This is a genomic window from Macellibacteroides fermentans (genome assembly GCF_013409575.1).
GTDB lineage: Bacteria > Bacteroidota > Bacteroidia > Bacteroidales > Tannerellaceae > Macellibacteroides > Macellibacteroides fermentans.
In genome coordinates, this window is the sequence record NZ_JACCCY010000001.1 from 802,501 (window position 1) to 828,088 (window position 25,588).

General features: G+C 41.3%; 18 protein-coding genes, 2 tRNA genes and 2 rRNA genes (1 of these 22 cut by a window edge). 5 read left to right on the plus strand and 17 right to left on the minus strand.

Translation table 11 applies throughout. The annotated features are described in order from the left end of the window. The 5 genes from F5613_RS03385 to F5613_RS03405 form a co-directional block, all read right to left on the minus strand. Nucleotides 1-592 (minus strand): 23S ribosomal RNA (locus F5613_RS03385) (it extends 2,291 nt beyond the left edge of the window). Between the two features lie 139 nt (nt 593-731). Continuing rightward, nucleotides 732-805 (minus strand) — tRNA-Ala (locus F5613_RS03390). Between the two features lie 13 nt (nt 806-818). Next, nucleotides 819-892, minus strand: a tRNA-Ile gene (locus F5613_RS03395). A 215-nt stretch (nt 893-1,107) separates the two neighbouring features. After that, nucleotides 1,108-2,634 (minus strand): 16S ribosomal RNA (locus F5613_RS03400). Together the 16S and 23S rRNA genes with 2 tRNA genes alongside form the textbook arrangement of a ribosomal RNA operon. Nucleotides 2,635-3,683: 1,049 nt before the next feature. Next, a complete protein-coding gene (locus tag F5613_RS03405; RefSeq protein ID WP_179398681.1) occupies nt 3,684-4,352 on the minus strand; it encodes a Crp/Fnr family transcriptional regulator in 669 nt (222 codons plus the stop codon). Nucleotides 4,353-4,527: 175 nt separating this feature from the next. On the opposite strand from F5613_RS03405, the gene F5613_RS03410 reads away from it, so the two are divergent. From F5613_RS03410 to mscL, 3 genes are all read left to right on the plus strand, one after another. Next, on the plus strand, nt 4,528-5,253 hold the full coding sequence (locus F5613_RS03410) for an ATP-binding protein (protein ID WP_179398682.1): 726 nt from the start codon (nt 4,528-4,530) through the stop codon (nt 5,251-5,253). Nucleotides 5,254-5,321: 68 nt separating this feature from the next. Then, the gene (gene hcp, locus F5613_RS03415) at nt 5,322-6,968 is read left to right on the plus strand and encodes a hydroxylamine reductase (RefSeq protein WP_179398683.1); all 1,647 of its coding nucleotides are present in this window, start codon (nt 5,322-5,324) and stop codon (nt 6,966-6,968) included. A gap of 132 nt (nt 6,969-7,100) precedes the next feature. Continuing rightward, a complete protein-coding gene (gene mscL, locus F5613_RS03420) occupies nt 7,101-7,523 on the plus strand; it encodes a large-conductance mechanosensitive channel protein MscL (protein ID WP_179398684.1) in 423 nt (140 codons plus the stop codon). Nucleotides 7,524-7,641: 118 nt separating this feature from the next. Here the strand turns inward: mscL and F5613_RS03425 are convergent, their stop codons facing one another. From F5613_RS03425 to F5613_RS03460, 8 genes are all read right to left on the minus strand, one after another. Beyond that, nucleotides 7,642-9,078, minus strand: coding sequence for a HAMP domain-containing sensor histidine kinase (locus F5613_RS03425; protein ID WP_079684083.1), 1,437 nt, complete (start codon nt 9,076-9,078; stop codon nt 7,642-7,644). Further along, nucleotides 9,075-10,196, minus strand: a complete 1,122-nt coding sequence (locus F5613_RS03430; protein ID WP_179398685.1) for a sensor protein KdpD — start codon at nt 10,194-10,196, stop codon at nt 9,075-9,077. The genes F5613_RS03425 and F5613_RS03430 overlap by 4 nt, the downstream gene beginning before the upstream one ends. Nucleotides 10,197-10,242: 46 nt before the next feature. Then, a complete protein-coding gene (locus F5613_RS03435; RefSeq protein ID WP_179398686.1) occupies nt 10,243-10,803 on the minus strand; it encodes a potassium-transporting ATPase subunit C in 561 nt (186 codons plus the stop codon). Between the two features lie 41 nt (nt 10,804-10,844). Then, nucleotides 10,845-12,011, minus strand: a complete 1,167-nt coding sequence (locus F5613_RS03440; RefSeq protein WP_179398687.1) for an IS4 family transposase — start codon at nt 12,009-12,011, stop codon at nt 10,845-10,847. Between the two features lie 129 nt (nt 12,012-12,140). Next, nucleotides 12,141-14,177: a potassium-transporting ATPase subunit KdpB gene (gene kdpB, locus F5613_RS03445; RefSeq protein WP_179398688.1), complete on the minus strand. Its 2,037-nt coding sequence runs from the start codon at nt 14,175-14,177 to the stop codon at nt 12,141-12,143. 7 nt (nt 14,178-14,184) lie between these two features. Then, the gene (kdpA, locus tag F5613_RS03450; protein WP_179398689.1) at nt 14,185-15,885 is read right to left on the minus strand and encodes a potassium-transporting ATPase subunit KdpA; all 1,701 of its coding nucleotides are present in this window, start codon (nt 15,883-15,885) and stop codon (nt 14,185-14,187) included. 21 nt (nt 15,886-15,906) lie between these two features. Next, nucleotides 15,907-15,987: a K(+)-transporting ATPase subunit F gene (gene kdpF / locus F5613_RS16665; RefSeq protein WP_079684088.1), complete on the minus strand. Its 81-nt coding sequence runs from the start codon at nt 15,985-15,987 to the stop codon at nt 15,907-15,909. A 197-nt stretch (nt 15,988-16,184) separates the two neighbouring features. Further along, a complete protein-coding gene (locus tag F5613_RS03460) occupies nt 16,185-17,519 on the minus strand; it encodes a sigma-54-dependent transcriptional regulator (protein ID WP_179398690.1) in 1,335 nt (444 codons plus the stop codon). Between the two features lie 125 nt (nt 17,520-17,644). Between F5613_RS03460 and F5613_RS03465 the strand changes: the two genes are divergently transcribed. Together F5613_RS03465 and F5613_RS03470 are read left to right on the plus strand one after the other, a co-directional pair. Further along, the gene (locus tag F5613_RS03465) at nt 17,645-18,478 is read left to right on the plus strand and encodes an OmpA/MotB family protein (protein WP_079684090.1); all 834 of its coding nucleotides are present in this window, start codon (nt 17,645-17,647) and stop codon (nt 18,476-18,478) included. A gap of 115 nt (nt 18,479-18,593) precedes the next feature. Further along, the gene (locus F5613_RS03470) at nt 18,594-19,187 is read left to right on the plus strand and encodes a porin family protein (protein ID WP_079684091.1); all 594 of its coding nucleotides are present in this window, start codon (nt 18,594-18,596) and stop codon (nt 19,185-19,187) included. Nucleotides 19,188-19,274: 87 nt separating this feature from the next. Here the strand turns inward: F5613_RS03470 and F5613_RS03475 are convergent, their stop codons facing one another. From F5613_RS03475 to F5613_RS03490, 4 genes are all read right to left on the minus strand, one after another. Continuing rightward, entirely contained in the window at nt 19,275-20,756 is a 1,482-nt protein-coding gene (locus F5613_RS03475; RefSeq protein ID WP_179398691.1) for a DUF4153 domain-containing protein, read from the minus strand. A gap of 22 nt (nt 20,757-20,778) precedes the next feature. Further along, nucleotides 20,779-21,999: an MFS transporter gene (locus tag F5613_RS03480; RefSeq protein WP_179398692.1), complete on the minus strand. Its 1,221-nt coding sequence runs from the start codon at nt 21,997-21,999 to the stop codon at nt 20,779-20,781. 44 nt (nt 22,000-22,043) lie between these two features. Further along, nucleotides 22,044-22,322 carry a GNAT family N-acetyltransferase gene (locus F5613_RS03485; protein ID WP_179398693.1) on the minus strand — a complete coding sequence of 93 codons (279 nt, stop codon included), beginning with the start codon at nt 22,320-22,322 and terminating at the stop codon, nt 22,044-22,046. A 72-nt stretch (nt 22,323-22,394) separates the two neighbouring features. Next, nucleotides 22,395-25,586 carry an efflux RND transporter permease subunit gene (locus F5613_RS03490; RefSeq protein ID WP_179398694.1) on the minus strand — a complete coding sequence of 1,064 codons (3,192 nt, stop codon included), beginning with the start codon at nt 25,584-25,586 and terminating at the stop codon, nt 22,395-22,397. Nucleotides 25,587-25,588: the final 2 nt, after the last annotated feature.

Sequence of the window (25,588 nt, forward strand, 5' to 3'; positions counted from 1 at the left end):
AAGGCACGCCGTCACATCCTATAGATGCTCCGACCGCTTGTAGGCAGACGGTTTCAGGGTCTATTTCACTCCTCTGTTCGAGGTTCTTTTCACCTTTCCTTCACAGTACTGGTTCGCTATCGGTCTCTCGGGAGTATTTAGCCTTACGGGATGGGCCCCGCAGTTTCACACAGGATTTCTCGTGTCCCGCGCTACTCAGGATACTACTAGGCTTCGTCAGTAAGTCGTGTACGGGGCTGTCACCCTATATAGCCGTTCTTTCCAAAACGTTCCACTTTACTAATTTCTTGCCACATCGTAGTCCTACAACCCCTATACTGCCTCAACAGCATAGGTTTGGGCTGTTCCCCGTTCGCTCGCCACTACTTGGGGAATCACTTTTGTTTTCTTCTCCTATGGGTACTTAGATGTTTCAGTTCCCCACGTTTGCCTTCCTTACGGAATGACAGGCCTTCAACCTGCCGGGTTGCCCCATTCGGAAATCGCGGGATCAATTGTTATTTGCACATCCCCCGCGCTTATCGCAGCTTATCACGTCCTTCTTCGCCTCCGAGAGCCAAGGCATCCACCGTCTGCCCTTGCTTACTTTCTCTTTCCGTGCACATATATTGCCATAAGGCATGTGTCGGATTGATATATCTTTAAAGCTTGCTCTTTTTTTGTTACTTTATTGCTTTGTTGTCCATCATGTCAAAGATCTTTTTACCTTTGCCTTGCGGCTCCGGTTGTTGTGGAGAATAACGGATTCGAACCGTTGACCCTCTGCGTGCAAGGCAGATGCTCTAGCCAGCTGAGCTAATCCCCCGTCTTTTCGTTCGTAGTCCCAGGCAGAGTTGAACTGCCGACCTCTACATTATCAGTGTAGCGCTCTAACCAACTGAGCTATAGGACTGGCTTTCTTACCTTTGCCTGAAGCTCTTTCCTTTTGTTCATCTTCCTTTGCAGGGAGATATCCGGGCGGCGCTTCAGCCTCTTGTTTCTCTTCTGGTTTCCCAGTTTTATAAGATCATATATTGTTTATCATATCAAACAGCAGTAGTACAAGGAACATAAAGTTTGTTCCTTCCTTAATACCTTGCAAACCGTAAAAGGGAACTCAGGCTCCAGAAAGGAGGTGTTCCAGCCGCACCTTCCGGTACGGCTACCTTGTTACGACTTAGCCCCAGTCACCAGTTTTACCCTAGGTCGATCCTTGCGGTTACGAACTTCAGGTACCCCCGGCTCCCATGGCTTGACGGGCGGTGTGTACAAGGCCCGGGAACGTATTCACCGCGCCATGGCTGATGCGCGATTACTAGCGAATCCAGCTTCACGGAGTCGAGTTGCAGACTCCGATCCGAACTGAGATAAGGTTTAGAGATTCGCATCCGGTCGCCCGGTAGCTGCCCTTTGTCCTTACCATTGTAACACGTGTGTCGCCCCGGATGTAAGGGCCGTGCTGATTTGACGTCATCCCCACCTTCCTCACAGCTTACGCTGGCAGTCTCTCCAGAGTCCTCAGCTTCACCTGTTAGTAACTGGAAATAAGGGTTGCGCTCGTTATGGCACTTAAGCCGACACCTCACGGCACGAGCTGACGACAACCATGCAGCACCTCGTAGGCAGTCATTGCTGAAAAGGATGTTTCCACCCCTGTCTCCCTACGTTCAAACCCGGGTAAGGTTCCTCGCGTATCATCGAATTAAACCACATGTTCCTCCGCTTGTGCGGGCCCCCGTCAATTCCTTTGAGTTTCACCGTTGCCGGCGTACTCCCCAGGTGGATTACTTAACGCTTTCGCTGTGCCGCTTACTGTGTATCGCAAACAGCTAGTAATCATCGTTTACTGCGTGGACTACCAGGGTATCTAATCCTGTTTGATCCCCACGCTTTCGTGCTTCAGTGTCAGTTGTAGCTTAGTAAGCTGCCTTCGCAATCGGAGTTCTGCGTGATATCTATGCATTTCACCGCTACACCACGCATTCCGCCTACCTCATTTACACTCAAGTCCGACAGTTTCAACGGCATTTTTACAGTTAAGCTGCAAACTTTCACCGCTGACTTATCAAACCACCTACGCACCCTTTAAACCCAATAAATCCGGATAACGCTCGGATCCTCCGTATTACCGCGGCTGCTGGCACGGAGTTAGCCGATCCTTATTCTCAGGGTACATACAAAACAGGACACGTCCTGCACTTTATTCCCCTGCAAAAGAAGTTTACGAACCATAGATCCTTCTTCCTTCACGCGACTTGGCTGGTTCAGGCTCTCGCCCATTGACCAATATTCCTCACTGCTGCCTCCCGTAGGAGTCTGGTCCGTGTCTCAGTACCAGTGTGGGGGACCAACCTCTCAGTTCCCCTATCCATCGTCGGCTTGGTGAGCCGTTACCTCACCAACTACCTAATGGAACGCATGCCCATCTATCAGCGAATTTCTTTAACAAATATCACCATGCGGTGCCCCTGTTTTATGCGGTATTAGTCCGACTTTCGCCGGGTTATTCCCCTCTGATAGGTAGGTTGCATACGCGTTACTCACCCGTGCGCCGGTCGCCACCAAAGTATTGCTACTTCTATGCTGCCCCTCGACTTGCATGTGTTAAGCCTGTCGCTAGCGTTCATCCTGAGCCAGGATCAAACTCTTCGTTGTATAATTTGTTTGTCTTAATATCTCTTGCTCAGAATTCCCTTCTATTATTAGTTTACAATTGACGGTATTAATTTTGATTCTTTACGTCCAAGAAAATCATCACTGATCTTCTCAATTCTTGTACTACTTTTTGTTGATATGTAAATCTTTCAAAGAACTCTTGTTTATACTTTCAGAGTGAAAGCGGGTACAAAGATAATAACTTTATTTCTTATCTTCCAAATGTTTTCGGAAGTTTTTGTCATTTTGTTATTTATTGTGCCGTTCTCTCTTGAATGCGGGGACAAAAGTAGTGCTTTACAACATACACTCCAAACCTTTTGCAAACTATTTTTTAAACTATTTTCACCCAATCTCCCTTAATCCCTGATATCCCGCACCTTAACTACAAATCTTTTTTTCACCCCACTTACACCCCCTTGCAAAGCCTTTTTCCCTCGCGTACATTATATATATTAAAAGAAAACTGCCTAACGAAGATTATGCCACGATCCTCCGTTGTAAACCCGGGAGAAACCGATTTCTTTATGGATTGTCTCAAAAAAAATAAAATTGAGTTGAATATACTCAGACCATCCTCGGTTTATAATTCATATATCTTTGGGAAAACACTCCAATATCTTTTGAAAACGATTCGTATATCTTTGACAGCAAGTTGATGAATCCTTGAAACCAGGGTACCGGATCTTTGAGCGTCACTGAAATCACGGAGGATTGTTTGCCGGTAAGCATTAAGAAAGACCTCAAAGATAAAAAGCAACAACACCCCTACGATTTGATCTTCTATTATTCCTACTCTATATAAGGTAATACGACATGGAGAAAACTCAATAGAAGGAGGGACAATTAGATCGCTTCGTATTCCTCACTATGAATATATTCCATAGTACCAAGAACAACTCAAATGATTCCCTGAAAATCGTAAGGACTTTTCACTTTAAAAGTCAGTACATTTTGATCAAAAAGTATATACTTTTTAAAGAAAATGTACCTGCAATTTTTCGCATAAGACTCCTTTATTTCTCTTATGGGAATAATCACACCCTATTTTACTGCGAAAGCTGTTGTAAAACCGAACGTTTATGGATTACGATGGTCTTTCGGTCGATAGAAATAATACCTTCCTGCTCCATTTCGGCTAAAGCCCGTGCCAAAGAAGGTCGAGTTACACCAAAGAAGTCGGCTATATCCTGTTGCGTTTCGGATAGTTGAATTACACTGCATTTATCGTCTGTAAGCTTTCCTAACAGGTACTCAGCCACCTTATTCTTTATATTTTTCAGCGAAAGGAACATTATCTTATCACTTAGAAAACGGCTTCTTCCGGAGATAAGCATTAAGAAATTTTGCAGTACTTGAGCATCTTTCTGCATCCAGGTTGTAAAATCATTCCGTGAGATAAATAATACATCAGAGTCCTCAACCGCTATGATATTTACCGGTAAATCGCTTTTAGGTGCAAACAAAAATGCAGGAGCCAAAAGCTGAGGAGGGGCCAGCTCCTCGATAACAACCAGTTTCCCGGCATCATTTACCATCTGACCTTGTAAAAGCCCTTTAATTACGATCATCAAATGATTACATGCATTTCCTTGCATAGCCACCAGGTCCTTCGCTTTATAAGATTCGACCCGATAAGGAATGGATTCGAGCTCGGAAGCGATAATTTGTGAAGAAACACCTCTAAACAAGGGTGATTTGCATATTATATCAAACATGTTTTATAACTTATGATTAAACAACCTTACGGAACTGTATATATTAATGAAACTACGATTACTGATTGTTGAATAGTTCTGGGCATAAATATAAAACTTTTTTTCTGATTGTAACATATGGTACTTTTAGGGTGAAGTGTGCACCTTACCTTTGCCGTACGAAATGAAACAAGAGATGAAACGGACAATTATTAAAATAGACGAAGAATTATGTAACGGTTGCGGCGAATGTGTAACGGGTTGCCATGAAGGAGCTCTGCAGATTATCGACGGAAAAGCAAAATTGGTAAACGAAGTATTCTGCGACGGACTGGGTGCTTGTATCGGAGACTGCCCAACCGGAGCCTTAACTTTAGAAGAAAGAGAGGCTGAAGCTTTCGATGAAGCAGCAGTTGAAGCTCATGTTACCGGAAAGAAGAAAGCCCCGGAAGTACACTTCGCCCCTATTCATCAGGGTTGTCCGGGAAGCATGGCCCGTAGTTTTGAGAAACCGGCAGGAACATCAATGGTATCCGGCTCTTCCGAGTTACAACAATGGCCGATTCAACTTCATCTGTTATCTCCTTCGGCCCCTTATTTAAGAGGATCAGACTTGCTGCTGGCTGCCGATTGCACAGCTTTTTCAGTAGGTGATTTCCACAGCAAATATCTGAAAGGTAAGAAGCTGGCTATTGCTTGTCCGAAGCTGGATCAAGGTCGCGAAATCTACATAAACAAGTTAATTAACATGATTGACGACAACTATCTGAACACTCTCACGGTTATGATTATGGAGGTTCCCTGCTGCAGCGGATTACTCCAAATTGCCAAAGAGGCTACCGCCTCTGCCATCCGGAAAGTCCCCGTTAAGTTGATTCAGGTAAGTGTTCAAGGACAAGTTCTGCGTGAAGAATGGATTTGATCAGTCAACAACCGTAATTTATCAATAAAAATATAATACTCCCGAAAGGGGACTAAAATTTAAGCAATATGGACAAAATGTTTTGTTATCAATGTCAGGAAGCATCCAAAGGAATAGGTTGTACAATTAAAGGTGTTTGTGGTAAAGACGATGTTACTGCCAACCGTATGGACCTGTTGATGTTCGTTATGAAAGGTATTGCCGTAGTAGCCGAAAAACTGCGTGCAAACGGAACACCGGCAACCACAGCCAACCATTTTATCACAGAGGGACTTTTCTCTACGATCACCAATGCAAACTTCGACGTAAATAGTATTTCCGCAAGAGTTACCGAAGGATTGAAACTACGTAACGATTTAATTGGAAAAGCAGTTGCTGCCGGCATCGCCCTTCCTAAGCTGGAAGAGTTAAGCTGGAACGGAAACGAAAGCGAATACGAAAGCAAATCTGCCTCTGTAGGTGTACTACGTGAAAGCAATGAAGACGTAAGATCTTTAAAAGAGCTTGTTATTTACGGACTTAAGGGAATGGCTGCTTATGCCGAACATGCTTCCAAACTTGGATTTGAAGAGGAAGATATTTATGCATTTATCCAACATGCATTGGCTGCCACTACACGTACAGACATCAGTGCCGACGAGCTGACTGCTCTTGTACTTGAAACCGGAAGTTTTGGTGTGAAGACCATGGCTCTGCTTGATAAAGCCAATACTACCAGCTATGGAAATCCTGAAGTTACCAAAGTAAATATAGGTGTAGGCAAGAACCCGGGTATCCTGATCAGCGGTCACGACCTGAAGGATATGGAAGAACTATTGGCCCAAACCGAAGGTACAGGAGTGGATGTGTATACTCACAGTGAAATGCTTCCTGCCAACTATTATCCTGCTTTCAAAAAATACAAACATTTTGTAGGTAACTATGGTAACGCATGGTGGAAACAACGTGAAGAGTTCGAATCGTTCAACGGTCCTATCCTATTCACTACAAACTGTATTGTTCCTCCATTGTCTGGTGCTTCATACAAAGATAAGGTTTACACTACCAACGCTGCTGGCTATCCTGGCTTTAAGCATGTTCCGGCTCGCAAAGAAGGTGGAACAAAAGACTTCAGTGAAATTATAGAGGTGGCCAAAAAGTGTGCTGCACCTACAGAAATAGAACATGGTGAAATTATCGGAGGATTCGCCCATAACCAGGTTATGCAATTGGCCGGTCAGGTTGTAGATGCCGTAAAATCAGGTGCTATCAAGAAGTTTGTAGTAATGGCCGGTTGCGACGGTAGAATGAAAACCCGCGATTATTATTCAGACTTTGCCACTCAGTTGCCAAAAGATAATGTAATCCTTACTGCCGGTTGCGCTAAATACCGTTACAACAAACTTCCTCTGGGAGATATTAATGGAATTCCCCGTGTACTTGATGCCGGACAATGTAACGACAGCTACTCGTTAGCACTGATCGCCTTGAAACTTAAAGAGGTATTCGAGCTACAGGACATCAATGAGTTGCCTATTGTATATAACATCGCATGGTACGAACAAAAAGCAGTTATTGTTTTATTGGCTCTGTTAAGCCTTGGTGTTAAAAATATCCATCTGGGACCAACGTTGCCTGCATTCCTTTCTCCAAACGTAGCCAATGTATTGGTAGAAAACTTCGGTATCAGCAGTATCCGTACTCCTGAAGAAGATATTAAAGAATGGATTTTGTAATATTTCACAATTTTTTTATTAGATTTGCGTAGTACAAATCAGTAATAAAAGGAAAATTTAAAGCCTCTGGATTGTACATCCGGAGGCTTTTTTGATATAATTCACTTAGTATTCATTCAAAACAATGCACAAATGAAATTAATTCAGGAATTCAAAGCCTTTGCCATGCGCGGTAATGTGGTTGACATGGCAGTCGGTATCATTATTGGTGCTGCATTTGGTAAGATTGTTACATCTGTTGTTTCGGACATCCTCATGCCTGTAATCGGATTCTTCTTTGGCGGAGCCAGCTTCGTTGACCTCAAGATTACATTGAAAGATGCCGTGCTTGATTCTGCCGGCCAGGTTGTTACGCCGGCTTCTACACTTAATTACGGTAACTTCATTCAGGTTACGGTCGACTTTCTGATTATAGCATTTGCTATATTTATGATGATCCAAGCGATGAATAAATTAAAAAGAAAAGAAGAGGCTGCTCCTGCTGCCCCTGCCGCTCCTCCTGCAGACATTGTTTTGCTGACTGAAATCCGCGATTTGCTGAAAGATAAGAAATAAGGTTACATACAAAAAAGGAAGGGTATTGTTTTGAACATAAGCAATACCCTTTTATTTTCAAACGCATGATGCCGAATTTACCATTTAAAGCTATAAATTAGAAGGCAACGATATAAAGTTAAACCTGAAACTGTATTGTAAAAAGACTTCCCTTACCCAGCTCACTATCTACTTTTATGGTACCACCGTGAGCTTCGACAAAGTCCTTACTTATTGCTAGCCCCAGACCACTTCCTTGTACCTTGGTTCCGGGTACCCGGAAATATCTGTCAAAGATACTTTGATGATATCTTGGATCAATTCCTTTTCCAAAATCCTGCACAAACAATTCAACAACTTTGTCTTTCTGACGGGCACCGATTATAATCCGGCCATTTTCCTTTGTATAATGAATCGCATTAGAAAGCAGATTCGTAATCACCCAGGCAATCTTTTCACTATCTACAAATAACTTCGAAATTTTTTCGGGATATTCGACCTCAATATGACAATTAAATCGCTCGGCTTGAACTCTGTTTGCTTTTACTGCATAATCAATCAGCTCGATAGGTTTAGTTATTTTAGGATTTAGTTGCAATTTACCTGTTTCCACTTGTGTCATCTTAAGTAGTTCTCCAGTAATTTCCAACAGGCGATCTGTACTTTCCTTTATACTTTTGGATAGCATTTGCTGTTCGTCGTTCATTGATCCAATCCTTGAGTCTTCCAGTAGCTTAAGGCTCATCATAATGGAAGAGATGGGTGTTTTTAGCTCATGACTGATAGTTGAGATAAAAGTAGTCTTCGCTGAATCAAGTTCTTTAAACTCAGTTATATTTTGCAAAGAAATTACATCGCCAATATAATGTTGTTCTTTTTCGCCGGTGGGCACCATATAAATTGGTATATACTTAACCTGAAAGAAGCTTTCCTTGTTATCTGCATAGATTTTTAGTGGGTCCTTATTGCCATCTACCTGCCCTAGTTCACGAATCAACCGGCGAAGCAAATCGTTTTTCAATGCCAGGTCGTAAGCAGACTCACCGATAATCTGTTCCCTCTTCAGATTTAAAACAGTAAGTGCCCCGTCGTTGACAAATAAAACCCTTCGCTCTTTATCCAGACCAAGTATCGGCTCTTTTATACTATTTACAATTGCTTCGCTGTATTTCTTTTCCTGTATAATATCAGTTAAAGCACTTTTCTGATATTCAGCCAATCGCTCGGCCATTCTGTTGAATGAATCGGAGACCTCTGCAAATTCTTCGTACTTTCCTAAGTCAAGTCTTTTGTTATAATTATGATCTGCTATTTCCATGATCCCATTAACTAAAGTCTTTATGGGCTTATTAATTGAACCTGGTAGCACCGCCAACATTACAACACCGATACATATACAGGCTGCGCCAAAAATAGAAATCCAGACCAATGCCCGGTGCAATGCCGGCACTGCTGCCGGACTATCAGGTTCTGTAGCAGTAAGCACCTGCAGATTTACGATTGAAAGCACTACCAGCATTACAATCATTGCCACAAGAAGACCTATACCTAAAAATAGCTTATTTTTAATATTCATGTCAAAACAATTAGATCAATGTTAAATTTATAAAGCCTATTTACGAACCATCTGTATATAAACAGTGAATATAGCAAAGAAATAAAACCCAATTCCGGTTTTCCAATGCAAACCGTGGTAATCTGATTTTCTTCACAAGCTTTTATTATTCCTTTACTTACATGAGACGACTTGATTTGAATCACCTCTCCTCCTAATTCGGTTGCCAACTTAAAATGGTTGGATAGATACCGTTGATTCGCTAATGGAATCTTATCCGGATGCTCTTTCGGTGTCTGTACATACAATACCACAAAAGAGGCATTAAAACGAGTGGCTAATCTGGCAACCTTATGTATAACCTTACGCGGAGTTTTCTCATGACTACTTATGCAGGCCAGAAATTTCTCGTGTCTGATTCCGCTGTTTACCGGAATGGTACTGATAACTTTCTTTTCCACCCGAAGCGCCACCTCTTTAAGAGCAAGTTCCCTTAGTTGTAGAATCGTTTCCGGTTTGAAGAAATTAGCCAGTGCATGATGTATCTTATCCTGTTTATATATCTTTCCACTCTTAAGCCGGGTAAGAAGTTCATCTGCAGTAAGATCAATATTTACTACCTCATCGGCATCAGCCAAAAGACTGTCTGGCACACGTTCTTTTATTTCAAATCCGGCAATATCACTTACAATCTCGCTGATACCTTCCAGATGCTGTATATTAACTGCAGTTATTACACTAATACCTGCATCCAATATATCGAGAACGTCCTGCCAACGTTTGGAATGGATGCTACCTTCAACATTGGTATGTGCCAATTCATCGACTATGACAACTTCGGGATGAATGGTTAAAATAGATTGTAAATCCATCTCTTCCAACTCTTTGCCCTTATAGAAAAGCTTTTTCCTAGGAATTTCGGTAAGTCCCTCTATCAAGGCCGCCGTCTCCGGACGTTCATGCGTTTCTATAAAACCAATCTGCACATCAATTCCATTACGAATCAATTCATGAGCTTCTTGAAGCATTCTGTATGATTTGCCTACACCCGCGATCATCCCGATATAAATCTTAAGATTTCCCCGGCGGGATCTTTTCAGAAGATTTACAAACCGTTCAATATTTTGCTCTCTATCCATTCGCCATAATATTTTGAATATGCTTCCAAACACGAATGTAAGGATGTTATTCCGTTATTTTAATCAAATTCACATTTAATTTAAGTACATTCACTACGGATGGTCCTCCTATTGGTTTTTCGGCAAGTTCATCTACCAATGCACGTAGAGGGGTAACCGACAAATGTCTTGCATCAGCAACTCTCTCTATCTGTACATAAGCCGCTTTTACAGGAATATGTGGATCCAGACCGCTTCCACTGGCAGTAACAAGTTCGGCCGGGACTTCTTCTCTTTTAAGATATGGATGTGCTATCAAAAATTTATCAATACGTTTTTTCACAATTGCAAGGTATTCTGAATTATCGGGACCATAATTACTACCACCGGATCCGTCTGCCTTGTAATCTACCGCCGAAGGTCTGCCCCAGAACAAATCGTTCCGGGTAAATTCCTGCCCAACCAAAACAGCTCCGACTTCACGATTTTTCACCGATAACATTTCAACAGTTCCATTGGCAGGACCTTCTAATTTGGCAAACATCCATAAAACGCCTATATATCCAACACTTAACAACAAGCAAAAAGCCAATGTTAGTTTAAATGCTTTAATTAAATCAGTCTTCATACTCTATTAATATTCACTAGTGTCCCATTAAAAATAGGACGTTATTTATAATTAAATAAATTTGGCCCATTTGGTCCAAATCGTTCTTTGTCATTTTGAAATTTAGTTTTATCAAAGAGGTCTCGAAGAAGAGTTTTATCAGTCAATGAAATGCTTAATATTTGAAGAACTTCGTATGTACTTCTATCCAGTTGCATATCGTGTTGAACGATTGCCACCAGGCAGTATGTACATATGGCTGAATAGATTTGAACCCGGACAGCGTTTTCGGTAGTACCCCAAAACTTCTTGATTTTGAGGTGCTGCTTCAGCCATTTGAAAAACAACTCTACTTGCCAGCGGTTCTTGTAAAGTTCAGCCACCTGAAGAGCAGAAATGTGCATCGCATTGGTTAGAAATACAAACTCTCGTTTTTGTTCTTCATCCCAGTATCTTACAAGCCGGAACTGCTCGGGATAGTATTGCTTGGGATAAAAACCAATCAATTCGATTGTCACATCTGAAAGTACATTCTTGGGGAGTCTGCGTTTCCATTTGATGGATTTGTATTGCAGGTTTTTCTTTGCCCTGACAACGAAGAATGCGTCAATCTGATGAACTTTATACAACATCTTAAAATTGTTATAAGCCCGGTCAAAGATGTAGTAAGAACCAGATTCATAAGGGATTTCTTTCATTGCCTTTGAATCGTGTACTGCCGCTTCAGTGATATGAATGAATGCAGGTATCTGTGTTTCCACATCGTATAATGTATGTACTTTAATACCACCTTTTTTCTTGCGGAATTTTGCCCACCAGAATACGGCCAGACACAAATCAATGGTTGTCGAATCGAAAGCATAGATGTTCCCTCCGAGTTTAAAGATTTCTGTGGCACGCTTTTGTCTTGCTTCGTTTATCAGGTAGTAGGCATACTCTTCAAAGATGTGATAGTCTCTATCTTGATTGGCTCTTGCCAGAGATGATCTTGATACATTCCTTCCTATTCCCAAGTGATAACATTTAGAGTGATGGGCATCAAGAGCGATAATCAAATCTCTCAAACTTTCACGATTGGAGAGTTGTCCGAACATCAAAGATAGAAGTTGATTCCAACAAGTGAAATGCTTTACATATTTGTCGCCATCATGCTTGCGAACGATGTAGTTGAACTTGTTTCTATCTAAGAATACTATCAGTTGAGAGAAAACGAATTTATCCTTATGCATATGTAGGCCTGTTTTAGACCGCAAAGATGAGAATTGAAATCCGTTGAATCGAAAAACCTCTGTAACTAACTAAATTTCAAATATTTCAAAGAGCTATTTTAGATTTTAATGGGACAGCAATGATTAATATTAAAAAAACATACCAATCATTAAATCAATCAATTTGATTCCTGCAAATGGGGCCAGCATTCCACCTCCCCCGTAGATAAGCAGATTCCTGCGTAATAATGCAGAAGCCCCTATGGGTTTATAGGCAACCCCTTTCAATGCAAGCGGAATAAGTATCGGAATAATAATTGCATTAAAAATAACCGCACTCAGAATTGCACTTTCCGGTGAATGTAACTTCATAATATTTAAACTTTCCAATGCTGGAATTGATGCCATAAACAAAGCAGGAACAATGGCAAAATATTTTGCCACATCGTTTGCAATACTAAATGTTGTAAGTGTACCGCGGGTCATTAACAACTGTTTTCCAATTTCAACAATTTCGATCAGTTTCGTTGGATCGTTATCCAGGTCAACCATATTGCCAGCTTCTTTTGCTGCCTGCGTTCCACTATTCATAGCAACACCTACATTCGCCTGAGCAAGCGCAGGAGCATCATTGGTACCATCTCCCATCATGGCAACCAACTTGCCAGCCTCCTGTTCCTTACGAATATACTCCATTTTATCTTCAGGTTTCGCTTCAGCTATATAATCATCAACACCGGCTTTATTGGCAATATATTTGGCAGTAAGGGGATTGTCTCCTGTAACCATCACTGTTTTAACTCCCATTTTCCGCAAACGTTGGAATCGCTCTTGTATTCCGGGCTTAATGATATCCTGAAGTTCTATGACACCGATGATTATGTCGTTTTCGCTGACCACAAGAGGTGTTCCTCCGTTCTCAGAAATGGAATGTACAAGTACTTCGGCTTCATCAGGGTAAGTATTCCCTGCAGCTTCACACCGTTTACGCATAACCTCAAATGCCCCTTTACGAATTCTACGACCGTCAGACAAGTCTATCCCGGAACATTTGGTTTCGGCAGTGAAAGGTACCATACGTAAAATAGATCCTGTATGTCCGCCAATACAACCCAAACTCTCGCCTAAAGAAACAATTGATTTTCCCTCTGGAGTTGTGTCAGATAGAGAGGCCATGACGCAGGTTTTTACAAATTCCTTTTCACCGTTTCCTCCAATTGCATAAAATCGGGTGGCCTTTCTGTTTCCTATCGTAATGGTACCTGTTTTATCCAACAACAATGTATCCACATCTCCAGCTGTCTCGACAGCTTTACCGGATTTGGTAATTACATTGGCTCTTAACGCCCGGTCCATCCCAGCAATCCCGATAGCCGAGAGAAGTCCGCCTATCGTTGTAGGAATCAAGCAGACAAATAAGGCTATAAATGAAGACAAGGCAATCGAGCTATGCATAAAATCCGCGATAGGCTTTAGGGTTGTGCACACAATAACAAAAACGAGTGTAAATCCAGATAAAAGAATGGTCAGCGCTATCTCATTGGGAGTTTTTTTACGTGACGCTCCTTCCACCAACGCAATCATTTTATCCAGAAAGCTCTCACCTGGTTGCGTACTAACCTTAACTGTAATTCTATCTGATAATACTTTTGTCCCTCCGGTAACAGAAGACTTGTCGCCCCCTGCTTCTCTGATAACAGGAGCACTTTCGCCTGTTATGGCGCTTTCATCAATCGAAGCAAGGCCATCCACAATTTCGCCATCAGCAGGAATCATATCCCCTGCCTCACAGATAAAGAAATCTCCCTTTTGCAATTGAGAACTACTTACTATACATTCTTTTCCATTTAAAAGCATCCTTGCCGGAGTTTCCTCACGTGTTTTACGTAAGCTGTTTGCTTGTGCTTTTCCACGGGCTTCGGCAATTGCCTCGGCAAAGTTTGCAAACAATAAAGTGGAAAACAGCACCAGAAATAACACAATGTTATATATATTTTCCATAAATGTAGCGGAGTCGTCTACTATACATTTAACGGTAAGCAGCAACATAAGAAATGTGGCTACCTCAACGATAAACATAACCGGATTCCAAAACATTGAACAAGGATTTAACTTGACAAACGCCTGCTTCAGGCTATCAACAAAAAGCCTGCGGGGAAAAAGCGAAGCTGATTTATTATCTTTCATTTATTTATTATTTTATTGTAACATATTCTGCCAACGGGCCCAATGTAAGAACCGGGAAAAACGACAAGGCTGCAATAATCAGGATAACCACAAATGTCATCAGAGCGAAGGTTGACGTGTCGGTTTTAAGTGTACCCACACTTTCAGGAATAAACTGCTTTCCAGCCAATAATCCTGCAATTGCAATCTGTCCGCCTATAGAAAGAAACCGGCTTGCAGCTAGCACAATCGCACAACTGATGTTCCAATAAATGGATGAATCTTTAAGACCTTCAAAGCCTGATCCGTTGTTGGCTGCGCTTGAGGTATATTCGTACAGTATTTCTGTAAAACCATGAAACGAAGGATTGGCAAGCCATTGCGCTGATAGTTCGGGATTTCTGACAATCATCCATGAAGTAACAGCTACACTTGTAAGAATAAGGAACGGATGAAGAAGTGCGAGCATAATTGCTATTTTCATCTCTTTCGCTTCTATTTTCTTACCCAGGAATTCGGGGGTGCGTCCCACCATTAAACCACTAATAAACACCGCAATAATAATAAATACATAATAGTTCATAAAACCTACACCAACGCCTCCGAACCAGCTGTTCACTTGCATATTAAGCAATGTTACCAATCCACTAAGCGGCATCATACTATCATGCATTCCGTTGACAGATCCATTAGAAGTAGCTGTCGTTATCGCACTCCATTGTGCGGTTGCCGAAGCTCCTAAGCGCGACTCTTTACCCTCCATCGCTCCTCCCGACTGATCAATTCCCATGAAGCTGATGTTAGGATTACCCAAACGTTCGGTTGATACAGTTACAGCGATACCAATAATCAGAGCAACCAACATTACAGTAAAAACACTAAAAGCAAACTTCTTTTTCTTTAAATAAAACCCCAAAGCAAATACAAACGACATGGGAAGTAGCAACATAGACATACAGCTTACTGTATTGCTAAGAAATGTAGGATTCTCAAGAGGGTGTGCTGCATTTGCACCGTAAAAGCCACCTCCATTTGTTCCGAGTTGTTTTATCGCAACTATGGCTGCAACAGGCCCTTGAGATATAAACTGCTTATTTCCTTCCAAGGTAGTTACCTCCTTTTTCCCTTCAAATGTCATCGGGACTCCATCCAGAATCAGGAAACAAGCCATAATCAATGTAAGCGGCAACAATACCCTGGTAATACTTGAAACTAAATAAACCCAGAAATTTCCGATTGTTTTACCACATTTGGTCAGCATTGCTTTCATTATTCCTGCCATTGCTGCCATACCAGTTGCCGCAGCCAGGAATTGAAACAACATAATTACAAAAAGCTGAGAGAAGTATGTAACTCCCGATTCACCACTATAATGCTGTAAGTTTGCATTGACAAGAAAGCTAACACAGGTATTCAATGCCAGATGCAACGACTGGCCGGAATTACCATCTGGATTAAGGGGAAGTATTCCCTGAATAAGTAGCAGTAAAATTCCCCAGAAAAACCAGAATAGGTTACAGATAAGCAATGAACGCAAAAAATGCTTCCATGTCATCTCTTCCTTTGGGTCAATACCAGCCAATTTGTAAATGAAACGTTCGATCGGACTCATAAAGCTCATCCAATTTTTCTCTCCCGTGTAAACATTGGCCAAATGTCTTCCTAAGGGATAGCTTGCAATAATAACGGCAAAAAGCGGGATTAATCCGGTCATCAATTCTTTATTCATGAGTATTTATATTTATTAGTCCTAAAACTTTTCCGGATTAATTAACACATACATTAAATACCCTGCAATTCCCATACATAAAATCAATAATACACTATACATACATCTTTCCGTCTTTAATTATATACACTCTGTTTTTTATTTCACAGACATATAATCCAAATACGTGCCAAAAAATCAAATATGCATTTAAAACACTGATAAACAAATTAATACATATAATACAGCTATATTATATAAAAAGCAACCCTTCCAAAATGGAAGGGTTGCTTTTTATAATGACGTACCAGAACTTAAAATTACAATCCGTATTCTTCTATTTTCCTATATAGCGTAGTCAGCCCAATACCTAACAAACGAGACGTTTCTGTTTTATTTCCGTGCGTATATTGAAGGACCTTCCTTATATGCGTTTTCTCGACCCCGCTCAAATCGAAACCACAATAAGCCTCCATATCTTCCGGATGTAACATTCCGGGAGGAAGCACTTCTTCGGTAAGAAGCTCTCCATCTGTGAGAATCAAGCTTCTTTCAATAACATTTCTCAGCTCACGCACGTTCCCCTTCCAGGGTTGCTTCTTGAGTACCTTAATAAATCCGGGGGCGATAGACGGAATCTCTTTTCCCATTTTGGCAGATAAAATAGTAACAAAAGAGTGTACATACAATTCAATATCTTCTGTTCGTTCTCTTAAAGATGGTAAATGAATTTGAAATACAGAAAGTCTGTAAAATAGGTCTTCTCTAAAATTACCTGCGGCAATCTCTTTTTTTAAATCCCGGTTAGTAGCTGCAATAATCCGAACATTTACCTTGGAAGGAACCGATTCTCCAATCTTAATAAATTCACCGCACTCTAAAACACGTAATAATTTTGCTTGCAAATCAATTGGCATTTCACCAATCTCGTCCAAGAAGATTGTACCACGATCCGATGCCTCAAAAAGTCCCTGTTTATCCTTTGCAGCACCGGTAAATGCACCTGCCTTAAATCCAAACATTTCACTTTCAAGCAGCTCCCTACTAAAAGCAGAACAGTTGATTGCCAAAAACGGCTGTCTTCCTCGTTTACTGTTTTGGTGGATGGACTGAGCAAATACCTCTTTACCTGTGCCGGTTTCGCCTGTAAGCAATACAGGCACATCCGTCTGCGACACCTTTTTAGCCAACGAGATAGCATCCTGAATAGCAAGAGAATTACCTACAATACCTTCAAATGTATAATGTTTGCCATCATCTGTAAGCTGGCAGTTTTTTTCATTATATAAGCGGACTGCACTTTCCATTGCTTTCGCAATCAAAGGAATTATTTTAGGGTTATCATCTCCCTTAGTTATATAATCGAATGCACCGTTCTTTATAGCCAAAACACCATCGCTTATATTTCCATAAGCAGTGAGCAATACAACTTCGGTACAAGGATATAGCTTTTTAATATCTTTCACAAATTCAACTCCACTTCCATCGGGCAAACGGACATCACATAAAACCACTTCCGGTCTATGCAAAGCCAATAACTTTAAACCGGCTTTACAAGATTCGGCTTCATAAACAGTATACCCTTCTAACCCAATCATACGCGAAAGTAAGCGCAGCAACTGTTTTTCATCATCAATGATCAGTACTTTTCCCATAGAATACAAATTGGAACTGTATGCAAACGTAACCAAAAATATCCTATCTATGGCTATTCCTGGAGGATTTATAAAATTAGGAAAGAATAAATTACTATTTTTGCGTAAACTAAATTGAATCTACAATGAAGAATATCGTTTATGTGGCAGCTTGTGCGCTGTTAGTCTGCACTTCGTGTGTTACAAAAAAGAAGTATATGATTGCCGAAAACGGAAGGTTGGAAGCCGTAGGACGTGGTGACGCATTAAAAGAAGAATTAGTAAACTGCAAGGATGAAGCAGATCGCCAGACGGCCCGTATTGCAGATCTGCTACGAGACACAACAGAATTAGGTAGAACCGTACGCAACTATCAGACCATGCTGAATACTAATCTATCCGAACAGGAAAAGTTGAACAGTCTTTTGCAGCAGAAAATGAATGAACTGGGCGATCGGGAGAAGACTATCAATGAACTGCAGGATATGATAAATGCGCAAAACAACAAAGTTAAGGCACTCTTAGGCAGCGTACAAGATGCTTTACTTGGCTTTAGCAGCGACGAACTGAGTGTAACACAAAAGAATGGCAAAGTATATGTAGCCATGTCGGACAAACTTTTGTTTGAATCGGGAAGCGCCAAAGTCGATAAACGTGGTAAAGAGGCGTTGGCCAAGTTAGCCGATGTCCTGAATAAACAAAACGACATTGATGTATTTATTGAAGGGCATACCGACAACAAGCCCATCAATACAGTTCAGTTTAAAGACAACTGGGATCTAAGTGTGATCCGCGCCACCTCGGTGGTACGTATTCTGACTAAAGACTACGGTGTAAGCTCGCTTCAGATTCAGCCATCCGGTCGTGGTGAATTTATGCCGGTTGCCTCCAACGAAACTGCCGATGGTCGCTCCAAAAACCGCCGTACTGAAATTATCATGGCTCCGAAACTGGATAAGTTAATGCAGTTGCTGCAATAAAAATAGTTTTACGATGGACAGCCTCCATTGTAAAACCATTCCTTTAACCGGAGTGTTTTATTAGATAGTAAGACATATTGTTAAGACGAAGTATACACTATTAAATAAAAAACATATGAAAAAGTTACTCTTTGTTTTATTGGTTTTACTATCTGTGCCTGCAACAGCACAAAACATTTTGTTTGCTCCCAGGGTGGGACTTAATCTGGCGGATATGACAAATGCAGGCGGTGACTTAAAACCAGGAATTAACATAGGATTGGCAGGAGAATATATGCTATCCGAAGGTTTTTCCATTGAATCGGGCCTATTTTATTCCATGCAGGGAACAAAAGTTAGTGAAAGCGGAGTTACAGTAAAAATGAAAAACGACTACATTAATATCCCCGTTTATGCAAAGGCATATCTTGCAGAGGGATTCAATGTTTTTGCCGGTCCGCAATTCGGATTCAAGGTTTCCGAAAAGGTTGAAGCATCACTTATCGGTGTTTCATACAGTGAAGATCTTGACATGATTGAACCTTTCGATTTCTCTATTGGAATTGGATTTGGCTACCAGTTTAAGCAAGGATTGCAATTATCGGCCAATTACAATCTGGGACTCACGAACACCATCAAGGCACTTAGTTCTTTTAACGATATTGAGTTCTTAGACGATGTTAATTCAAAAAATAATGTCATACAATTAAATGTTGGTTGGCGTTTTTAATTTCCGATCAACAACCAAGCTGCAATAAAAAACATACCCCGAAAGATAACTAAAACTTTCGGGGTATATTTTATATCTACCTCATCCTTATTTCTTCAACAATAAGCCACCTTCTATATTCTCAATCCGATACAGAGAATCCCGGCTTAGCACCATGTTATCAAGTATCATAACCATCGAATCCAGTTCAACTTTAAGCAACCCTTTCCCAACCTTTGCATCTATCGTGTCATTATGAGTAAGACCGCACTTCATCAGTTGCTTATTAAGAAAATCCCGCGTTGGCATACTAAACAACAACATCTTGTCTTTATCAAAAAGTGAAATGGAATCTAAATCGAAATTTAAATTTACCCGGGTTGAGTCAATTTCGTAGTCTTTTGGATAATCCATATGCACGGTATTTACAATATCCACCGTACGGAAACTATCTGTTGGAAGCGTTTCATCCCATTTCAAAAATACATTATCCGGTAATTTTACTTCAGGAACTTTATTCTGAACACGATCTTTCTGCGAAAATACTTCAATATCTTTAGCAGTAATTCCCGGTATATAGGTAAAGGTGCTAAATAAAACGACTATTAGGGTTACCACATACAGGTATCGCCCCCATTTATGCGTAAAAAACAACAATGTTGTTAATGAGATACCCACCCCTGTCACCACAAGATATACCCTGTCTTCAGTAAAACCATATTGAGAGATACGATATACCGTACCTATCCAAAACATAACCAGGGCCGGTAATACAATCCAACTTGCACGGTTGTAAAACCATGCATAATAGCTTTTACGCACGAAAGGAATACAGCCTTTCAACACAAATAAAGCTATAGAAAAGAAAATTACTATGAGAGCCACTCCCCCTTTCGGCAACGACCAAAGGACAGCTATCTTCACAAAATAGATATAAAGGATAGCTGTATACACTAACAATACAGGCGACAAGACATAATTAAACAATAGATCGGTTACTTTGTTGTTCGTAAACAGATCTCGCTTGTCCTGATGAAAATAAAGGAAAAACAAAGGAAACAGCAACAAGTAGACAAAGTGCAGCAGATAAAATTCCATCCGGTTGTTGCTGTCCTTCCAAATTTCAAAAATATACTGGATGGAAAGGTATACAGAATAAATAAGAATCCAACTAACCAATGAAAGCAGCGCCGCAAAAGCAGACGAACGCAAAAACCTCAATACACTTTCAACGAAAGGCCTGTTCTCACGCTGACCACTGCTGATAAAGTAAATACCAAAAGCCGCCCCTAAAGAAATTAGATAAAACCACGGTTCGCGGGGTTCACTACTCCATACAAGCGGCAAAACCAAAAGTCCTGACATACCATAGATCCAGCTGACAAACTTGTAGGAACTAAGCTGGTTCAAAGTGTAGGAGATAAGAAAAAATACAGGCAGGTAGTATGGAAGTCCCTCCCACCCCGTAATTACCTTTTCGTAAGTCAGACAGCAAATAATAAAACCAAAGAGGCAGATTATAAGTTCCACCGGATTGGAGCGGACAGCAAGGCCCACTTGTTCAAACACTTTTGCAATACGTTCTTTCATTTGAATAATAATTTAAAGAAACTTACAAATTCCGGGTACCTTCTTCAAGCAAACGGATCGGTTTTACAAAAAATGAATATAATCCTACCAGCGTGATAACTGTACCCGATATTATAAACGAATTTGCAACGCCAATAGTATCTGCAATATAACCAGTTGCTGCCAAACCTATCATGGAGGGTAACATACTGGCACTACCTAACAGTGAAAACACCCGTCCCAGATAAGACGAATGAATATAAATTTGCAACAATGAGGTAAACGGTCCGTGAAAAAAAGGAGCTGAAACTCCGGCAATGGCGGTAAGGATAACAAAATAAATAAACCCTGAATGGGGTAACACTCCAGAAAACAGGAATGTGAGCCCCAATACAACATACGAAGCATTAATCAAGATTGTTTTCCTCCCTTTAAATTTCCAAACACTCAGAATACCTCCACCCAAAAGCATTCCTACACCCCAAATTACCTCAACCAGACTCATTTCAAAAGCATTGCCGTTAAAATGATTCAGCGTCATCAATGGAAACAAGGTTGCCACCGGCATCAGAAAGAAAGTTACAATAATAGAAAGCATCATCATCCATTTCAATCCCGGTTGTCTATATACCACATTGAAACCCTCTTTCATTTCACGCAACACGTGACGATCTTCGTCTTCCGCTTTCTTTTCCGGATTAGGAATTACCACAAACAACAACGAGGTACAGGCAATCAATGCACCGGCAACATCAAACATAAGAACATACGTCATGTCGAACGACGTCATAAACACAGCCCCCAAAGCGGGACCGGCTATGTTGCAGATAGAATATATTACCTGATTAATGCCGGAAACACGAAGCAACTCCGATTCTGGAGCCAGCAACGGAACAGAGGCCTCCATGGCCGGATTATGAAAAGCACTGCCGACCGATCGAAAGGCCAGCAGCACATAGATATGCCATATCTCCACACAATCCATATAAAAGAGCAATGCCAGCACAGCCGAACAAAAAGCCACAAAGGTGTCGGCTAATATCATGGTACGCTTCCGGCTCCATCGATCCACAAACACCCCTACGAAAGGGCCTATCAATGTTTGAGGTAACAAAGCAGCAATCATGGCAAAAGATAATACTTCCGCCGATTTTGTTTCAAAGCTTAACCATAACACAATGGCAAACTGAACAATGGCACTGCTAAGAATGGAAAACAACTGGCCGCTCCAGATAACGGCAAACTTTTTTTTCCAACTATCCATATAATAACGGGAATTAGATTCCCTGACTTGTTTTAAATTAAGAATCAGGATTCAAAAATCAGGTAACGGTATTGGGGATGTCTTTCCACATACACCTTTACAAACGGGCAGGTGGGACGCACTTTTAAAGCCTGAACACCGGCATATTCAAGCACGTGCTTCACTAAAGCAGATGCGAGTCCTCTTCCTTCCAAAGGCTTGGGTACCAATGTATGTGTTATATCAATACCTCCTTCAAATAGCTCGTAAGCAACATAGGCCGTATAGCCGTCTTCGGTTATTTCGAAACGTTTTTTATCCTGCAGATGAGTGATAGGTTCCATATTTCTGTTTGTTTTGTCAATCTTCAAATATAGGCATAACAAACGAAACCAACAATACGTTGTTAAAGCCCCTTATAATTTCTTCCTGCTCAGGGTAAAAACCGGCAGATAAAAGAAAATTCCAGCAATAGACATCACCAGTCCACCAATAGTTCCGGCAGCCAACGGAAACCAAAACCCCTCTTTTCCCGTACCTACCAAAAAAGGAATAAAACCTAAAATTGTGGAAACCACCGTCAGAAAGATAGGAATAATCTTTAGATTCCAAGCTCTCAGATAGGCTTTAACCGGTGGCATAGCAGGAGAATCCTTCCGTATCGAATCAAATTCATTCAGGATATAAATACTGGCATTTACCGTTATACCGCAAAGCAAGACAAAAGAGGCAAAACCTCCCTGATCGAAATTGAGCTTAAACAAGTAAAAGGTAAGAAACACTCCGATGTATGAAATAGGAATTACAAAAATCACAGCCAACGGTAACCTGAGCGAATTAAACAACACGCTGGTTGTAAAAAAGATGATCACAATAATAAGAGCCAACAACAAATATTGCTTTTTGTCTTTTTCACCCCAAGTCCACATCTGATTATCGGATTTGGCCGAGTACCCCATGGGTAAGGTTTTATTAAAAGCTTTCAGCACCCTTTCCTGTATCTTATTTCCCTGATTGCTTGCCCCGATATATTCATACTGAAGACATAACCGGTATTGCTGATCCACCTTAGCCACCTCCTGCGGCATCTGTCCTTTTTCGACCGCCGCCAGATCAGACATCTTGTAACTCCGGTCGGATGCTTCCAACGCATTGTGCTGCAATGCCCATACATCGTATGAAGCCGACTGAGTGGAAGATAATTTCAGATTCTCTTTGCTTCCGTCCACTAAGACACTGCCTGTAAATTCATCCTTTGTAAAAACAGGACGCATTATCTGGAAAAGTTGCATAGGCATTATATTCTCTTCTGCCATACGCGCCTTGTTCAGGTTAAAATAAAACTCTTTGTAATCATCTTTCCACCACGAAAAACGCGCATTTATCAATACCTCCTTAATACGGCGGTAAGTAAGCAACGTGTCTTTCAACGCTTCGGCATAATTATACAACTCATCGTAATTATAACCCAACATCTCAATTCTGTAAGAACCGGCGTTTTCTCTTACATCGTTGCTAAACCCCTGGTCCTGCAATCCCCAAACACCCCAGCTTCCTCCACCCAATTCAAGCGCTTTGCTTATTATTTTACTCTTCAAGGTATAAGGGAAGCCACTTTGTTCGCTCTCTTTTGTAAAATAGATAGAGATTCCGGCCTGGCGGGCACTATAAACGTTCGTCTGAAATTGTTTAATTTCGGTAAACGTGCTCAGATAAGCCTCCATCCGTTGCATCAGATTATTCATCTGGGCCAATGTGGTACCGTTGGGCATAGAAGCCGAAACACTCAATACAGTCTCTTCACTGCGGGTAAAATAACTTCCTTCGTAAACCTTGTCCACAAACAACCTCAATGTTCCACCCAGCACCTTTTCTATTATGGGTTTTACCGATTCTTTATAAAACGAGCTTGTCACAACTTCATTGTACGTATTTTGCCACCCTTTAAGCGGCAAATCATCTTTTGGTTCAATCTTTTCGGGTAACAAGAACACCGGCAAACCAAAAGCAAGAATCAACAACAAACAAACAACAACCCTCCAGCGACACATGAAGCGTATCTGCGCTCCGTAATATTTTCTGAACAATAAACTTCCCTTTAATTTCCATTTTTGGATAAAAGCGAAACGAGCATTTCGTCTCACTTTGCGCTTGTTCAAGCCCATCTTATCCATCAATGCAGGTACAAAAAACAATGCTATGGCCAGCGATACAAACAGATTCACAATAATGACAGCAGCAAAATCCTGCAGATTCAGTCGGATCTCCTCGTTCAGGAAAAAAATGATGGCCAGAGAACCGATGGTTGTAAGCGTAGCGGCCAACACCGATAAAAAGGCAAGCCTGTTCTGATGCGTACGGATATGATCGGCCATTACGATTGTATTATCAATAATCAGGCTAAGAGAAATAGTAACCCCGGCCAAAGAATAAAGCTGCATTTCCAGACCTAAAAGATAATATAAGATTACAGCAATCAGGATGTTGACCGTCAGACTCACTACAATAAGCAGCAGATAGCGCAGGTTACGCATAATAAGTAATACAAACAATAGCAAAATAAGCACCGTCAACCCACTGCGAACATAAATCTTATCCAGCTCTGTCTGAATATACTCCGTGGCATCGTAGCTTGTGTGTATCTCATATCCTGCCGGTAACACAGCTTCCATTCTAGCAATCTCATCCTTAACCTGCTTGGCAAGCTGCAACTGGTTGGCAGACTCGTCCGCCACTATCGATAAGTAAATAGAATTCAGCCCATTGATACGGTAATAACTCTGAGGCATCTCTTCCTGACGGGTAACACGGATCAGTTTCGCCAGACTGATCACCTCTCCATCCGGAGTACTCACACTAATCTTCGAAGGATCAAAACCGTTTTCCGGAGCTTCAGACACCAAAGCCAGTCGTATCCACTCCTTCTCTCCTTTTGACAGCTGCACGTTGGCTGTACCAAGAAACTCCTGGTTATAGTATTGCCTTATAGCCTCTTGTAGTTTATTTACTGTGATACCCAGCGAAATAAGCTGATCATTGTTATACGTAAGACGCCATTCCATGGGAGTAGCCCCTTTTACATCAATCCGGTAAATCCCTTTGATAGAAGACAAACGGGGTTTGATCTGCTCTTCGGCATAACGTTGTATAAAAACAGGTGTAGCCGCCGCATTCAAGGTGTAGCTCATAAACGCCCGGGTCTCCTTATCATCCGGTCGGCTTACCTGCAATACAGGATAACTAAGTCCGGACGGCAATTGAGACCAACTTTGCCGCACAATGGTAGAAGCCTCAAAACGAGCCACATCCACATCCGTATGCTTATCCAGATCAAGCTGAATACTTCCCCATCCGTTACCCGAGGTAGATGAAATCGATTTAATTCCTTTTATTCGAGCCAACATAGCCTCCAGTTTACTGGTGACTTCCATTTCAATTACCCGGGCCGAATTACCCGGCATCTGGAAAGACACCACCAACTTGGGCAATGTACGCGATGGTGACAGCTTGACGGGCAACAACGGGATAAAAGCAATTCCCGCGATAGCCACGCACAAGAAAGCAACGATCAACGTAAACGAAGATATTTTAGGCGATACTTTACTCATTC

What these genes read in the sequence shown, in the direction of transcription:
- kdpF (WP_079684088.1), bottom strand. Translation starts at nt 15,987, where the DNA reads ATGTATAGTGTATTATTGATTTTATGTATGGGAATTGCAGGGTATTTA.
- F5613_RS03405 (WP_179398681.1), bottom strand. Translation starts at nt 4,352, where the DNA reads ATGTTTGATATAATATGCAAATCACCCTTGTTTAGAGGTGTTTCTTCA.
- F5613_RS03480 (WP_179398692.1), bottom strand. Translation starts at nt 21,999, where the DNA reads ATGGATAGTTGGAAAAAAAAGTTTGCCGTTATCTGGAGCGGCCAGTTG.
- F5613_RS03465 (WP_079684090.1), top strand. Translation starts at nt 17,645, where the DNA reads ATGAAGAATATCGTTTATGTGGCAGCTTGTGCGCTGTTAGTCTGCACT.
- F5613_RS03485 (WP_179398693.1), bottom strand. Translation starts at nt 22,322, where the DNA reads ATGGAACCTATCACTCATCTGCAGGATAAAAAACGTTTCGAAATAACC.
- F5613_RS03425 (WP_079684083.1), bottom strand. Translation starts at nt 9,078, where the DNA reads ATGAATATTAAAAATAAGCTATTTTTAGGTATAGGTCTTCTTGTGGCA.
- F5613_RS03460 (WP_179398690.1), bottom strand. Translation starts at nt 17,519, where the DNA reads ATGGGAAAAGTACTGATCATTGATGATGAAAAACAGTTGCTGCGCTTA.
- F5613_RS03470 (WP_079684091.1), top strand. Translation starts at nt 18,594, where the DNA reads ATGAAAAAGTTACTCTTTGTTTTATTGGTTTTACTATCTGTGCCTGCA.
- kdpB (WP_179398688.1), bottom strand. Translation starts at nt 14,177, where the DNA reads ATGAAAGATAATAAATCAGCTTCGCTTTTTCCCCGCAGGCTTTTTGTT.
- F5613_RS03475 (WP_179398691.1), bottom strand. Translation starts at nt 20,756, where the DNA reads ATGAAAGAACGTATTGCAAAAGTGTTTGAACAAGTGGGCCTTGCTGTC.
- F5613_RS03435 (WP_179398686.1), bottom strand. Translation starts at nt 10,803, where the DNA reads ATGAAGACTGATTTAATTAAAGCATTTAAACTAACATTGGCTTTTTGC.
- F5613_RS03490 (WP_179398694.1), bottom strand. Translation starts at nt 25,586, where the DNA reads ATGAGTAAAGTATCGCCTAAAATATCTTCGTTTACGTTGATCGTTGCT.
- hcp (WP_179398683.1), top strand. Translation starts at nt 5,322, where the DNA reads ATGGACAAAATGTTTTGTTATCAATGTCAGGAAGCATCCAAAGGAATA.
- kdpA (WP_179398689.1), bottom strand. Translation starts at nt 15,885, where the DNA reads ATGAATAAAGAATTGATGACCGGATTAATCCCGCTTTTTGCCGTTATT.
- F5613_RS03410 (WP_179398682.1), top strand. Translation starts at nt 4,528, where the DNA reads ATGAAACGGACAATTATTAAAATAGACGAAGAATTATGTAACGGTTGC.
- F5613_RS03430 (WP_179398685.1), bottom strand. Translation starts at nt 10,196, where the DNA reads ATGGATAGAGAGCAAAATATTGAACGGTTTGTAAATCTTCTGAAAAGA.
- mscL (WP_179398684.1), top strand. Translation starts at nt 7,101, where the DNA reads ATGAAATTAATTCAGGAATTCAAAGCCTTTGCCATGCGCGGTAATGTG.
- F5613_RS03440 (WP_179398687.1), bottom strand. Translation starts at nt 12,011, where the DNA reads ATGCATAAGGATAAATTCGTTTTCTCTCAACTGATAGTATTCTTAGAT.